The organism is Planktotalea frisia, assembly GCF_001890925.1.
GTDB classification, from domain to species: domain Bacteria; phylum Pseudomonadota; class Alphaproteobacteria; order Rhodobacterales; family Rhodobacteraceae; genus Planktotalea; species Planktotalea frisia.
In genome coordinates this window covers 1-13283 of sequence record NZ_MLCB01000001.1, presented here as the reverse complement: position 1 = coordinate 13283, position 13283 = coordinate 1, and the positions used below count along the sequence as shown (strand labels likewise).

The 13283-nt window shown below is 51.2% G+C and carries 13 protein-coding genes and 1 pseudogene; 2 read left to right on the top strand and 12 right to left on the bottom strand.

Annotation, left to right across the window (positions count from 1 at the left end; all coding sequences use genetic code 11):
- Nucleotides 1–294 precede the first annotated feature (294 nt).
- The 8 genes and pseudogenes from PFRI_RS00070 to PFRI_RS00035 all read right to left on the bottom strand — a co-directional run bounded on the left by PFRI_RS00070 (nucleotide 295) and on the right by PFRI_RS00035 (nucleotide 8427).
- Nucleotides 295–928: pseudogene (locus tag PFRI_RS00070) on the bottom strand (tyrosine-type recombinase/integrase).
- A 160-nt stretch (nucleotides 929–1088) separates the two neighbouring features.
- A complete protein-coding gene (locus tag PFRI_RS00065; RefSeq protein WP_072628733.1) occupies nucleotides 1089–2744 on the bottom strand; it encodes a Na/Pi cotransporter family protein in 1656 nt (551 codons plus the stop codon).
- Between the two features lie 28 nt (nucleotides 2745–2772).
- On the bottom strand, nucleotides 2773–3564 hold the full coding sequence (locus PFRI_RS00060) for a phosphodiesterase (protein ID WP_072628732.1): 792 nt from the start codon (nucleotides 3562–3564) through the stop codon (nucleotides 2773–2775).
- The gene (locus PFRI_RS00055) at nucleotides 3561–4370 is read right to left on the bottom strand and encodes a carbohydrate ABC transporter permease (protein ID WP_072628731.1); all 810 of its coding nucleotides are present in this window, start codon (nucleotides 4368–4370) and stop codon (nucleotides 3561–3563) included. Before PFRI_RS00055 ends, PFRI_RS00060 begins: the two co-directional genes overlap by 4 nt.
- A complete protein-coding gene (locus tag PFRI_RS00050) occupies nucleotides 4367–5260 on the bottom strand; it encodes a carbohydrate ABC transporter permease (RefSeq protein WP_072628730.1) in 894 nt (297 codons plus the stop codon). The genes PFRI_RS00055 and PFRI_RS00050 overlap by 4 nt, the downstream gene beginning before the upstream one ends.
- Before the next feature lie 63 nt (nucleotides 5261–5323).
- Entirely contained in the window at nucleotides 5324–6586 is a 1263-nt protein-coding gene (locus tag PFRI_RS00045) for an ABC transporter substrate-binding protein (RefSeq protein WP_072628729.1), read from the bottom strand.
- A 45-nt stretch (nucleotides 6587–6631) separates the two neighbouring features.
- Nucleotides 6632–7651: an ABC transporter ATP-binding protein gene (locus PFRI_RS00040; RefSeq protein WP_072628728.1), complete on the bottom strand. Its 1020-nt coding sequence runs from the start codon at nucleotides 7649–7651 to the stop codon at nucleotides 6632–6634.
- On the bottom strand, nucleotides 7648–8427 hold the full coding sequence (locus PFRI_RS00035) for a DeoR/GlpR family DNA-binding transcription regulator (protein ID WP_072628735.1): 780 nt from the start codon (nucleotides 8425–8427) through the stop codon (nucleotides 7648–7650). The genes PFRI_RS00040 and PFRI_RS00035 overlap by 4 nt, the downstream gene beginning before the upstream one ends.
- A gap of 145 nt (nucleotides 8428–8572) precedes the next feature.
- On the opposite strand from PFRI_RS00035, the gene PFRI_RS00030 reads away from it, so the two are divergent.
- Nucleotides 8573–9457 carry an HAD-IIA family hydrolase gene (locus tag PFRI_RS00030; protein WP_072628727.1) on the top strand — a complete coding sequence of 295 codons (885 nt, stop codon included), beginning with the start codon at nucleotides 8573–8575 and terminating at the stop codon, nucleotides 9455–9457.
- Nucleotides 9458–9467: 10 nt separating this feature from the next.
- On the opposite strand, the gene PFRI_RS00025 is transcribed toward PFRI_RS00030, so the two are convergent.
- From PFRI_RS00025 to PFRI_RS00015, 3 genes are read right to left on the bottom strand one after another with little or no spacing between them, the layout of a single operon-like run.
- On the bottom strand, nucleotides 9468–10121 hold the full coding sequence (locus tag PFRI_RS00025; protein ID WP_072628726.1) for a DsbA family oxidoreductase: 654 nt from the start codon (nucleotides 10119–10121) through the stop codon (nucleotides 9468–9470).
- A gap of 18 nt (nucleotides 10122–10139) precedes the next feature.
- Nucleotides 10140–11009 (bottom strand): glyoxalase III HchA, encoded by an 870-nt coding sequence (gene hchA, locus PFRI_RS00020; protein ID WP_111445637.1) that lies wholly within the window; start codon nucleotides 11007–11009, stop codon nucleotides 10140–10142.
- 1 nt (nucleotide 11010) lies between these two features.
- Nucleotides 11011–11661 carry an NAD(P)H-dependent oxidoreductase gene (locus tag PFRI_RS00015; protein WP_175549216.1) on the bottom strand — a complete coding sequence of 217 codons (651 nt, stop codon included), beginning with the start codon at nucleotides 11659–11661 and terminating at the stop codon, nucleotides 11011–11013.
- Nucleotides 11662–11777: 116 nt separating this feature from the next.
- On the opposite strand from PFRI_RS00015, the gene PFRI_RS00010 reads away from it, so the two are divergent.
- The gene (locus tag PFRI_RS00010) at nucleotides 11778–12143 is read left to right on the top strand and encodes a winged helix-turn-helix transcriptional regulator (protein ID WP_072628724.1); all 366 of its coding nucleotides are present in this window, start codon (nucleotides 11778–11780) and stop codon (nucleotides 12141–12143) included.
- A gap of 649 nt (nucleotides 12144–12792) precedes the next feature.
- Here PFRI_RS00010 and PFRI_RS21210 read toward each other — a convergent pair.
- The coding region (locus PFRI_RS21210) for a VRR-NUC domain-containing protein (RefSeq protein WP_175549215.1) at nucleotides 12793–13283 on the bottom strand (491 nt) is incomplete at its 5' end.

The following is a 13283-nucleotide window of genomic DNA, read 5'->3' as shown; positions in this document are numbered from 1 at the left end:
AGCAATCGCCCAAAACCTTCGGAAACTCGCAAAACTCAAGCCGTTGGTGCCCGCCAAAGGCTAACATCGTGGTCGACATACAGACGTCCAAGTAAAATCAATGTGATAACCCACTTCGAAAGGCTGAAACCAACGAGTTTTTCAACACAATCGGCGGGAAGCGGAAGTTCGCCGCGGTTGCAAAATCTCCGCGGACCGCATGGGAAAGCTGTCATTCATTGACAAGGCTAAACTAAAAATGCTGCAATCGATCTAACGTCTGGAACGAGCCGCCTGCAACAGCGGCCCATTTTTCTATATTTGAATGGCTTCTGAGATTGCAAGTGCGTCTTCTAGCTCAACGCCAAGATAACGCACTGTGCTGTCCATCTTGGTATGACCCAACAGCAGCTGGACTGCGCGCAAGTTGCCTGTTTTCTTGTATATCTGGGTGACCTTAGTGCGCCGCATCGAATGGGTCTCCCAAAGGCTGTTACCTCTAAACCGATCGACGAAACCCAGTCCCTAACAATACGGGCATATTGACGGGTTGAGATATGCAAGCGCTCGTGGAAGCGTCCAGGCCAAAGATATTCGGACCCGACCATCAGCGGATCTTCCATCCATTTCGCAAGCGAAGCTCTGGTACCTCAGATATTTCGAAGTGCACGGGTTTCTGGGTTTTGCTTTGCAGCACAGACGCCTGTTCTTTGATTTGGCCAGACGCCATAACATCGACCACTTTCATCTTGACCAGATCGCAACCGCGCAGCCTGCTGTCGAAGGCAAGGTTGAAAAGCGCGAGATCGCGATGGTTGTCAGCCAGTTCGAGCCTTACGCGGATGGCCCAAACATGTTTGGGTTTCAGTGGGCGCTTCTGACCGACAATGCGTCCTTTGTTCCAGGCGGGACGCAAAGCGCGAATGGCGGTTAAGTTTGGTGTTTCCATGACTGATCCTCCGATCCACCAATCCCTCCCACATCGACAACCCGATGTTGACCAAGCTAGCATATCATTCAATGTTGCGACCGATCTAACGGTAGCAAAGAGCCCAAGAATTCAAATTTTGCAGATTAGCAAAAGGTCTGCTCTTGGGGTATGCAAAACGCTATGAAAGCCTGCTTTTTAGCAGGTTCCCGGTTTTCAAAAGGATCGGGTATCCGACCATTGAAAAAGCGGTGTTGATCTGTTTCAGCGCACGCAGGGTTTCTTGGTGGATGTTGCTCGTTTCGATGCTCTCTGACAAACCTTCACGCAAGCGGCTGATGTGGCTTCGTTGCAGCTTTTGCTCGACTTTGCGCACTTTGTCTTTTGCAGCCACCAATTCACGCGCCTCAGCAGGGTTTTGGTTCATCATCACATTGAGAGCCAGCTGCACGTTGCTTTGAACGCGATCGGAGAATGCGCTGATTTCCTCGCGCCCTTTTGGAGAAAAATGCAGATCTTGTGCATCTAGGCGTTTGGCCAATTCTAACATGATCCGCGTGATCGCATCCGAGGCGGAGTCCAGACTTGCAGAAATCGACGCGAGGTCCATCAAGCGACGGCTTAGGTCTTCTTCCAGTCCTTTTTGGCCCGTCCGCGCGAGGTAGAGTTTGATCTCAACGTGCATTTTCTTGATGGTCGCGTCTTCATTTCTGATGGATTGCGCAGCAGCTTGATCCCATTTGTCATAGAGTGGCTCGATGGCGGCGAGCATACGTTCGATCTTTTGACCCATTCCGAGTAGTTCACGTGCCGCGCAATCAAGGCCGCGTTGAGGTTTATCGATCAAAGCGGGATCAAGCGCGCTGAGACTTTTCAGGGAGTGTTCTGTTGCAACGGGCTCTTGCATCAACCGCTGCAAAACTGCAGTCGTCGGGCCGATAATGAACAAGCCAGGAAGAGCGAGCATTAGGTTGAACGCAAGGTGTAAGTTGATGGTTTGTCGGGCAGCGGAGCTTCCTAAGTATTCCAATAGACTCGGCATCGTAGCGATAAGAAGTGTCGCCAAAATGGCCGCGCTACCGCGCAGTACCAGATTGGCCACGATCATCCGGCGTGATGCAATGGGCGCAGCCAAGGTTAGGACGAAGGCGATGAAAGCACCACCGAGATTTGCACCCAAGATCATCGCGCTTGCAGCAGGAACGGGTAAGATACCTTGCCCGGCTAAGGTGACGAACAAAAGCACGGCAGCGACGCTTGAATGCACGCCCCAAGCAAACACTGCGCCAATGGCAAACGCTGTGAGCAGGTCACGTCCGAGATAGCCCATTACGGCTTGTGTGCCGGGGTTCGCTATCATCGGTTCTGTGGCACTTCGGATCATATCGAGCGACACAAAGATCAGAGCGAGACCAATGAGGATGCGGCCAATTTGGCGCGTACTGCTTCCTTCGCCACGCAAGAAGACCGCCACGCCAATCAAGATAAGCAAAGGGATCAATATAGGTTGGCGTACCATCAACAGTTGCGTGACAATCGCTGATCCTACATCTGCTCCTAATAGAATGGCCAAGCCTGTGGCAGTCGTTAAACTGCCTTTCGCCACAAAATTTGAAATCAAAACAGCAACAGCAGTGGCGCTTTGCAACAAAATCGCCGCACCCATGCCTGTACCAGCAGCGAGAAGTCTGTTTTTGGCTGAATGTCGAAGCCACACACGCATTGGCGTCGCGAAACCGCGCTCAACACCTGTGCGCACCAACCGCACAGCCCAGATCAGCAGAGCAGCAGCGCCGGCTATGCTAATAAGGGTCTGGATCACCTGCGGTTCATTCACGGGTTAAGCTCTCTATCAAGTTATTGGATTAGAACGAAAAAGGACCAGCACCTGCGACAGGTCCAATGCGCACAGTTTGAAAACCGTCGTTCCAACGGTGCAATAGGCAGCCGCCTTCTTGGGTGAAAAAACCAACGGGTGCTTCATCACGTTGGTCGAATTCAAAAGTGCTGTTGGGCGAAGGCGCAGAGATCGCGACGTGGCCTGCGATGTTCGTCAGCATCATGCTGTGGATGTGGCCACATACGATGTGCATCTTACCGGAGTACCTCGACACCGCTTGTTTGATGGCACCTTGATTGGTTAATCCGATGTCATCCATGAACCTGATCCCAGATAGGAATGGCGGGTGATGCAGCGCCAACAAGACCGGAGCTCCGTCTGCACGGATCAAAGCATTGCGCAGATAAGTCAGAGTCTCGTCCGTTAAAGTGCCGTGCCGGTGTCCTTCGACTAACGTATCAAGGCCAATCATGTGAACCTTGCCAATCTGCACGTGCCAATTCAGCGGGCCTTTAACGGGCAATTGTTCTGCAAAAGCAGCGCGCATCGGTTCGCGCGCGTCGTGGTTGCCCGGGATGATGTGCAATGGCAGACCAAGCGGTGCTATCAAGGCCTTGAACTGCTCATAGCTTTCTGAAGAGCCATCATCGCTCAGATCGCCGCTCACCAGAACCGCATCAACTGTGCCGATCTTATTTTGGATTGAGCAGAGACGCGATACCAGTCGCTTTAACGCAGCCCTGGTGTCGAGTTTGCCAGATACGAGCACTCCTTCAGCTACAATATGCGTGTCAGTGATTTGAAGGATCGCTGTCATTTTATACCTGCACGCAAAAAAGCTTGAACGAATTGGCGCTGGAAGATCAAGAAGGCGATCAGAAGCGGCGCAACTGACATCAACGTGGCGGCGGAGATTATACTGATATCTACGCCGTTCTCAGGTGCGCCGAAGATCGATAAGCCAACTGTCAACGGCCGTGTTTCAGGCGAATTTGTGACAATCAAGGGCCACAAGAAATTGTTCCAATGCGTGGATACAGACACCAGTGCATAGGCGAGGTAGGTTGGCTTAGCGAGCGGCACATAGACCCGCCACAAGATGCCAAGAAGACCACAGCCTTCAATCCGTGCGGCCTCGTGCAACTCAATTGGCACACCTTTGAACGCTTGACGCATCAAGAAAATACCAAATGCAGAGGCCATGTAGGGCATGCCTACACCAAGAATTGTATCGAACAGGCCAAGGCGTGAGACCATTGCGTAGTTCTCGACGATCAGGACTTCGGGTAGAATGAAGAGCTGCATAAGTACAAGGATGAACACGAAATCCTTACCCGGAAATTGGAGCTGTGCGAAGGCAAAGCCCGCAAGGGTCGTCAAGACAAATTGACCAATTAAGATCACCGTCACCAGCAAGAAGGTGTTGATAAAATACTTCAGCCAGGGCGCTCCGTCCCACGCCACTCGGAAATTGTCCAATGTCCAAGGTGAAAACAGGTTGAGGTTCACAGCATCAGAGGTGGAATGCGTTGCAGCCCAGAAAGCAAACAAAAGCGGCGCGATCCAGATGATCGCCAACAGGATCGCACCAAAGCTATCCATGAATTTGGTGAGGCTCTTCATTGGTAGTGTGTCCGCTTATCAAGGTAGAAGAACTGCACGGCTGCCACGATCCCGAGCACTGCGATCACAAGGATCGTCATCGCTGCTGCGTGCGGTGCATCGAAAAAGGCGAAGGCCATCTCCCAGATGTAATACAAGATCAGTTTGGAGGCGTCCGAAGGCCCGCCTTTGGTCAAAATGAACAGGTGATCGATCAGCTTGACCGAATTGATCATGGCGTTCACGGCGATGAACAATGTGGTCGGCATCAAGAGGGGCAGAACGATGCGACGCGTGTAAGTCCAGCGGCTCGTACCTTCGATATCAGCGGCTTCTTTCAGATCCTCCGGGATCGTTTGCAAGGCGGCGAGATAAAAGATCATGAAAAAGCCCGCTTCCTTCCAGATCGTCACGATAATAATTGCCCACAATGCTGTCTCGGGTTGGCCAAGCCAATTGACGGAAGGCAAACCAAACATACTACCGATTTGATCCAACACGCCTAAGCCAGGGGTATAAAAGAAGAGCCATAGATTTGCGGCGGCGATCATTGGTAGAACTGTTGGCGTGAAATAGGCGGTGCGCACGAAACCGCGCGCGGAAATTTTGGAGTTGGCCCAAAGTGCCATCGCTAGTGCGATAAAAATCGACACAGGGATCGTGATGCCCGCATAAAACAAGTTATTTTTGACGACCTGCCAAAAGATCGGATCGGCAAAGAGGTCCATATAGTTTTCGCTACCAACGAACTCGGTCGGTTTGCGGCGCGTGCCACGCGAAAACGTGCTCGACCAAAGGGTCGCGATGGACGGATAGAATGCAAATACCGTGAGCAACACGGCGGCAGGAGACAGCAAAAGCCAGCCGTAAATAGCCTGTCTACGGCGTTCAAGATTGGCATGTGCTGACATCAATCGTCTCCGGTTTAGTTGTCGAAAGGCCAACGCGAAACAGCGCTGGCCTCACGGATTTATTTACTGGTAGTCGCGTAGCAGACGCACTGCTGCGGCTTGCGCTTCACCCAAGGCATCTGCAGCCTCTTTGGAACCGGTCAACGCCGACTGGATCGCGCTGTTCAAACCGTCACGCACGCGCGCTGTCTCAAACGTCGAGAACTCTGCAACAGCGTTCTCAAGCTGATTACGCGCAACCAAAGCTGGCGGGAATTCTTCCGTGTAAGCCTTGAGCGCTTCTGTCTCGTACGCGGCGGGGGAAACACCCATGTAACCTGTCGCGATGGACCATGCTGCGGCTTGCTCTGGTGATGTCATGAATTGCATCAACTTGAGCGCGGCAGCTTTCTCTTCATCGGTTGTGTCTTTGAAGAGGTAGAAGTTACCGCCGCCTGTCGGGGAACCTAAACGTACATTGGCAGGCAATTCAGCGACGCCAAAATCAAACTTAGCGTTGTTCTTAACAGCCGTCAGGTTTCCAGTGGAGTGCCACATCATCGCGGTTTGACCTTCAAGGAAGGCTTGGCGCAATGTGCCCCACTCAACCGTGCCTGTTGGCATGATGCCATGCTCGCCCGACAGCGATTTCCAGAATTCAAGCGTATCCACAACGGCTTGATCGTCGAAGTAAGTTGTCAGACCGTCGTCCGACATGACTTCCTTGCCATTTTGGATTGCAAGCGCTTGGAACATCCAATATGGATAGCCTGTGGACGGGATCATCAGGCCGTATGTGTCGTCCTTGGTGAGCACCTTGCCCATGGAAATCATCTCATCCCACGTTTTTGGCGGCGCTTCTGGGTCAAGTCCGGCCGCGCGGAACAAATCCTTGTTGTAATATGCAACGATTGTTGAGCGCTGGAACGGGATGCCCCATGTTTTGCCCTCGATTTGGCCATTGGCCATCAGAGCTGGGTAAAAGCTGCCGAGCCATTCTTTGTCGGCGTCAGATGTTGCGACGTCCTCAAATGGCACGACCAAGTCCTGCTCGATCAGGTCATAGGCATCGATAGAGAACATCACAGCCAATTGCGCAGGCTCGCCAGAGGCAAGCGCAGACAAAGCGCGCACGCGTGTGTCATCGTAGTTGCCTGAATAAATGGCGTTTACGCTGATATCAGGGTTCGCGGCTTCGAATTTTTCGACGATACCGTCCACAACTTCGGTCAGCTTTCCGCCAACAGCGATGGGATAATACATCGTCAATTCAGTTTCCGCGCTTGCGGACGTGATAAGCCCGACTGCGAGCGCAGTTGCCAATCCGGTTGTTGAAAATAGCTTCATGGTTTTCTCCCTAGGTGTTGTTGTCGTTTTTATCTGTGCGGTGATTTATCCCGCCAGCCGTTGGCCTGCGGCGTCAAAGACGTGCAGGTGTTCGTCGCTAAAAGTGATGTCGATCTGATCGCCTTCAGGCATCATCGACAGGCCAGGTTTCAAAACGCAAAGCCCCGCTGCATCCGCATGATCGAGGCCGATGAGAGTTTCAGATCCCAAGAACTCGCTCTCATTCACAGTACAGCTCAACCGCCCTTCACCTTTTGGAACGATTTGAATGTTCTCGGCTCTAACACCGATGGTTTTGCCTTGCTCGAACCCACTCAGCGCATCTGTCCCAATCAATGCCATAGGAGGTGCGCCAACGAACTCAGCCACGAAGGTGTTGTTGGGACTGTTATAAAGGTTCTCAGGCGTACCGACCTGTTGGATATGACCGTCTTTCATCAAAACAACCGTGTCGGCCATGCTCATCGCCTCGGTTTGATCGTGGGTCACGTAAACAACGGTGATGCCCAGATCGCGCTGTAGTTTTTTGATGTCTTTGCGCACTGAGTTTCGCAGCTTAGCATCAAGATTAGAGAGCGGCTCATCCATCAAGCAAAGGCGCTGTCCGGCCACAATCGCGCGTGCCAGAGCGACACGTTGTCTTTGACCGCCAGATAGTTCGCCGGGCTTGCGGTTTTCATACCCAAGAAGCCCTGTGATCTCTAAGGCGCGATGCAGTTTTTCTTGGCGTTCCTTTTTTGGGACGCGGCGAACCTTGAGGCCGAACACAACGTTTTCAGCTACAGATAAATGGGGGAAAAGCGCGTAGGATTGAAACACCATAGATAGGTTGCGATCAGAGGCCGCGCTTGTCGTGACATCCTTACCATCGATGAAAATCTGGCCTTCGTCGGGCAATTCTAAACCTGCGAGCAAGCGCAGCGTGGTAGACTTTCCACAACCAGACGGACCAAGCAAAGCGGTAAAGCTGCCCTCAGGAATTTCAAGCGAAATCCCTTCAACACCCAGCTGCCCATTCCAGCGCTTTGCCACATCTTTCAGCACCACAAAGGGGGAGGCTGTCATGTCAGTTCTCCTTCGGCCACGAGTAGGTGGTCTTTGATCTTTTTCATCAGCGGCTCGAATGCGCCGTTTGGTGGGCGGTCGACGATGACTGTGTCTATATCCACGATATTGTCGCCCAAAGCGGGGGCTTGGCGGCCAAATTTGGAACCATCGATCGCCAAGATGGATCTTTGCGCATTTTCACAAATCTTTTGTGTCGCTTTGACTTCAGTCGTGTGAAATTCCAACAATCCGCCGTCTTCAGCGACACCGGCTGCGCCAAAAACTGCAAAGTCTGCGCGAAACCGGCCAAAGAAATCCAAGACCTCATTTCCAAGAATATCACGATCGGGCAAACGTACTTCGCCGCCCGGTAGGATGATCCGGTTCGAAACCTCTTCGCTTAGTGTCATCGCCGCACTTAAGTTGTTGGTGATGACTGTTAAACCTTTGCGTCGGCGAAGTGCTTGCGCGACGCTTAAGGGTGTCGAGCCGATCGAAATGAACAACGTCGCGCCATCGGGGATGAGCCGTGCAGCAGCTTCACCAATTGCGCGTTTGCCAACAAGATTGGTGCCCGCACGTTGATCAAATGGCGTATTTAGAAACTCTTCGCTGAGCTCAATACGCCCATGAACACGGTGCAGCATATCCCCTTCGCAAAGCGCATCCACATCGCGCCGGATCGTCTGCATGGAGACATCGAAGCGCTCCGCAAGTGAGCCGATAGACACAGCGCCTTGTTCTAAAACAAGCTGTGTGATCGCTTCGCGACGCGTTCGTTTCTTTGATGACATTTCGCCCTCAGCAATATGAGTCGCTTGAACGTTAGATCGCTTAAAGCAACAAAACAACATTTTATTTTGTCGTTTTAATCTTTCCTGCACGAATTTTTCCGCTAAGGTGGGAAGGGTGAAAAGATGATCAAAGTCTGAGGGAAAAATGCTAACAACCAAGGAAATTTTTGATCGTTATCAAGAAGTTCGCTCCCGTTTTCCTGCAGTGAACGCCGCTCCAGAAACGCTAGATATAGACTCACTATTGGATATTTCAGATGATGTTGACGCGTTTATTTTTGATGCTTTTGGCGTTTTGAACGTTGGTGAGACTTTGATTCCTGATGCGGACGTCCGGCTTGATCAGCTTCGTGAGCGAGGGTGTGCTATTCGAATTTTGACCAATGCGGCCAGTTATGACCGTGCCGGTGCAATCGCGAAATTTAAACGACTTGGCGTTCGCGTAAAGGATGATGAGATCATCACCAGTCGAGAAGCCGCACTGCAACACATCGGGGACGCACGTTGGGGCGTCATTTGCGCAGATAACGACGCACTGATTGATCTGCCAGAGTCCTTGACCCGGCTTGGAGATGTGGCGGAGGACTACGACGCCGTTGAAAAATTTCTATTCCTTTCAACAGCGGATTGGACGGCCCAAAAACAAGAACTTTTGGTGACGTCAATGAAACGCAATCCTCGGCCCCTTTTGATTGGAAATGCAGATTTGGCTGCGCCACGGGATGATGGATTTTCGGTTGAGCCCGGTCATTTTGGACACTTGATTGCGGATCTAATTCCAAATCAGGTCCAATTCTTTGGCAAGCCGTTCCCAGAAGTTTATGATTTAATCGAAGCTTCTTTGCCGGGCGTGAAACCAGATCGTATCGCGATGTGCGGCGACACGTTGCACACGGACATTCTCGGAGCGGCTGCAAGAGGTTGGCGGACCGTTCTTGTAACCCAGGATGGGCTGTTTTCAGGTCACGATACCAAGACATTCTCGGAACAATCTGATCTCTTTGCAGATTGGCGTCTTGCCCGCATTTAAAAGGGAAACGCTAAGTACGCATTTCCTGCAATTGCGTAAGGATGTTTTTGAAGTTGTCGACGCCCTGCGCCCCGGTCACCAGATGCTTCCGATCAAAAACGACAGCAGGCACACCGCTAATACCCTGCCCAGTCCAGAATTGCTGTTCTTGACGCACCGTGTTCGCAAACCTTTGATCTTCTAGAACCGCTTTAGCCTCAACGCGATCCAGCCCGATCTCACCTGCAATTTCGACCAGAACAGCATCATCAGACAAGTTCCGCCCATTGGTAAAGTGCGCGGTGAAAAGAGCCTGTTTTAAGTCATGCTTGCGGCCTTGTTCATTTGCCCAATGCAACAATTGATGTGTGTTGAATGTGTTGTGCATGCGAAAGCCGTCAGCAAAGTTGAAATCGAACCCAAGTTCCTGTCCAACTGCTGTCATGTTTGCTCGATTGGCGGCCGATTGTTCTGGCGTCGTTCCATATTTCTCGGCCAGATGTTCGCCGACATCTTGTCCTTCGGCTGGCATATTCGGATTCAATTCAAAGGGATGCCAGTGAATTTCATGCGCGACGTCACTTGCCTCTAAGGCAATCGCAAGTTGGCGATATCCAATAATGCACCAAGGGCACATCACATCAGAGACGATATCAATGCGGAGTGGGGATTTCGTGTCAGTCATGATGTGCGCCTTTAATATTTACGAATTCGCTTCAGTGCGTTTTAACAAAGTCTCTGCGGCGAGCCTGCCGAAATTATTGGCCGCCTGAGGGCTTGCACCGGTCACAAGACGGCGGTCAACATGGACCGAGTTATCAGCCTTTTTGTTGATGATTTCCACACCCTGCGCTCTCAGTTTTTCGCAAACCCACCATGGCATTGGACCAGGTAGATAGCCAATCATTGGCGTTTGTTTGTCTACAGAGTCTGGGAACACGGTGATCTTGTAGCCCGCATACAAGAAACCCGCGTCACTTTTTGCAGCTAACAACGCGGCAGGGCCGTGGCATAGCGCGAGGGTATGAAAGTTCGTATTATGCGCCCAATGGAGCACTTTTCCGAGGTCGGCACTATCGGGCAATCCAAGCATCGCGCCGTGGCCGCCAGGAATGAAAATTGCGGCGTAGGGTGCGTCGTCCGTCATGCTTTTTGAGACAAAGTCAGCAAGGCTACCTGGGTTTTGAAACGCACTCTCATAGTCACGGTAGAGCTTTTGTATATCCGCGTCGTCTGCGGGCATCGCCCACATTTCAATCGCAACAGGCGCGCCAGTCGGCGTGACGATATCGATCTCGAATCCTGCGTTCATCAAGTGCAACATCGGCAGACCCATCTCAACAGGGTGGTTCCCCGTCGAGAATTTCTTGCCATTGGCCATCGTCATATTGCGTTGCTCGGTGCAGATCATAAGCACGCGGTTTTTGCTACCGGTGTAACGGCTGGGATACGCACCGCCGTCATAATCTGTTGTGGATGAAGTGCCCAATTTGATCGCCAAAGCAGACGGGCTAAACGCGCCGTCTGCTGTTGGTGTCGGCTGTGTTCGGAGAATTTTACGGAGCAGACCCACGTTAGTTGACCTCCGTAATAAGCGTATCGCGGGATTTGCGTACCTTGCTCATCTGCAACAACCAATCGCCCGCCTCGTCGCGATAGCCAAGTGGCATAAGGACCACAGAGCGCAAACCACGCTCTTTCAAGCCCAGAATTGTATCGACGGCCTCGGAACTGAAGCCCTCCATCGGAGTGCTGTCCACTTCTTGCTCAGCAGCGGCGACGAGAGCGATGCCCAGAGCGATATAGGCTTGGCGAGCAGCATGGGCGTAATTCACTTCGGCCTCGCGGGGAACGTAGTTGGATTTCAGATTATCGTAATAAGCGTGCAGCATTGGCAGATCACCACGCGCTGCAACGTTCAGATCAACAACTTCGTCGATGCGCTCAGCCGTGTAATTGTCCCACGCGGCAAAAACCAAGGTATGAGAACCGTCGGTGATCTGTGCCTGTCCGCCTGCGGCTTCAGCAATTTTGCTGCGAACGTCTGGGTTTGTCACCACGAACACTTCAAACGGCTGGGTACCGCTGGATGTCGGAGACATGCGAATTGCCTCAATGATGGCATCAACCTTTTCCTGAGGGACGGTTTTTGATGGGTCCATCTTCTTGGTGGCATAGCGCCAATTCAGAAGGTCATCGAGTGGCTTGGCTGTCATGGTTTTCATCCTATTGTCAGAACCCGTATTGGGTAGTATACATTTGTGACTGACTACCTAAGGGACACTGAAATGCGCCACAAGAAGGCACATGCTTGAACCTAGGTCACAAAAAGGGAACCACTATGCTGGACGATGATCGCTGCCCGGATTGCCATCGCATCAATGAAGTCCTGTCGCGCGTGGGTGATCGCTGGAGTGTGCTCGTTGTGATCTCGCTCGCGCAATACGGGACGCTGCGGTTCAATGAGCTCAAACGCAACCTTGGCATCTCGCAACGTATGCTCAGTTTGACGCTGAAAGAACTGGAACGCGATGGCCTTGTGAACCGAACCTATTACCCAACGATCCCGCCAAAGGTTGAATATGACCTGACTGAATTGGGACAATCGTTTCGAGAACCCGTCAGTGTTTTGGGTAATTGGGCGATGGACAATCTATTAAAGATTGATGAAGCACGAGTGGCTTATGATGAGAAAGTGGTCGACTAACTATTTTCATTATTGCAAGCCCTGTCAGCGCCCCAAGCGGGCCTTTGCAAATTGGGATAAGATGGCAGCTCAGTCCGCAGTGTGTGAATTCGCCGATCACATGGCTTCGCAGCCGCAGTGAATGGCTGCTTCGATGAGCCGCATCGCAGCAACTCAGATCGCAAGCGAATGGCCGGAATGGGCCGGAAGCTGACCTGCCAACCCGTCCAGCTTTGGGAGCAAGCCAAAAAATGTCACTCTGATCTGATGCACAAATCAGGACCGCTTTCGGGACCGCTTATATATTTTAAATTTGGAATAAGTGTTGTAACTAAATGGAAATACAGAAAGTTCGACGTCCTCTCCTGGGCACCACTACATCTCAAAAACCCTTATTTATATAGCCATTATGAGCGGCCTCTTCAAAGTTTCGTACCAAATTCACCCAAAATTTCGTACCAAATTGGTGAGCATGACTGAGGTGTTTTGAACACGCTCGACCAAATGCCCAGCCCAACATGCTTAACTGATTCACATAAGCAGAGTAGAACCTGTGTTTGCCCAGCGCACACAGCGGCTAACCATCATAATGTTGTCGTTATCGAAGCATCCTATCGCTCCAAAACCTTTCATCTAGCTCACAGGTTTTCACAAACGTGCATACCCTCGCTCAGCGGTCTGTTTGGTGCTGTTCGTGAACTTTTATCACCCAAGAATGGATGCCATTTTTATTGTCATACTCTAGTTGCTCTCGTTGATGTGATTGCAGCCTGTCATTGGGTGCTTTTATTTCAACGCTTACGACACTACCCTTCCATATTATTAAGTCCAAGTCTGCTTTTTTAGTCCAGCGGGTTTGGGTCGTGGATAATTTTTCTAAATGTCTTTGAACATCTTGTGCAAGCTTTATAAGCTCGTCCTTGAAATCAAAATAACTTAGATTGGATATTTCACCAATCCAAGATGATATATTCTTTCCCCTTACATGTACATGTTTGTCTGGCGATGGATCTATTTGAAAAAATATCCCGTCGCCAAGAACAAGGGATAGTTCACGTGGAATATCATCATTATAAGCCTTCTTAATTTTGCGGTCTAATAGTTTGTGAAGTGGTCCGGCAAAACTGGACAGCGTGCTAAGATGTATCCAACCTTGAAGAC

What these genes read in the sequence shown, in the direction of transcription:
- PFRI_RS00060 (WP_072628732.1), bottom strand. Translation starts at nt 3,564, where the DNA reads ATGACAGCGATCCTTCAAATCACTGACACGCATATTGTAGCTGAAGGA.
- PFRI_RS00055 (WP_072628731.1), bottom strand. Translation starts at nt 4,370, where the DNA reads ATGAAGAGCCTCACCAAATTCATGGATAGCTTTGGTGCGATCCTGTTG.
- PFRI_RS00050 (WP_072628730.1), bottom strand. Translation starts at nt 5,260, where the DNA reads ATGTCAGCACATGCCAATCTTGAACGCCGTAGACAGGCTATTTACGGC.
- PFRI_RS00045 (WP_072628729.1), bottom strand. Translation starts at nt 6,586, where the DNA reads ATGAAGCTATTTTCAACAACCGGATTGGCAACTGCGCTCGCAGTCGGG.
- PFRI_RS00040 (WP_072628728.1), bottom strand. Translation starts at nt 7,651, where the DNA reads ATGACAGCCTCCCCCTTTGTGGTGCTGAAAGATGTGGCAAAGCGCTGG.
- PFRI_RS00035 (WP_072628735.1), bottom strand. Translation starts at nt 8,427, where the DNA reads ATGTCATCAAAGAAACGAACGCGTCGCGAAGCGATCACACAGCTTGTT.
- PFRI_RS00030 (WP_072628727.1), top strand. Translation starts at nt 8,573, where the DNA reads ATGCTAACAACCAAGGAAATTTTTGATCGTTATCAAGAAGTTCGCTCC.
- PFRI_RS00025 (WP_072628726.1), bottom strand. Translation starts at nt 10,121, where the DNA reads ATGACTGACACGAAATCCCCACTCCGCATTGATATCGTCTCTGATGTG.
- PFRI_RS00015 (WP_175549216.1), bottom strand. Translation starts at nt 11,661, where the DNA reads ATGAAAACCATGACAGCCAAGCCACTCGATGACCTTCTGAATTGGCGC.
- PFRI_RS00010 (WP_072628724.1), top strand. Translation starts at nt 11,778, where the DNA reads ATGCTGGACGATGATCGCTGCCCGGATTGCCATCGCATCAATGAAGTC.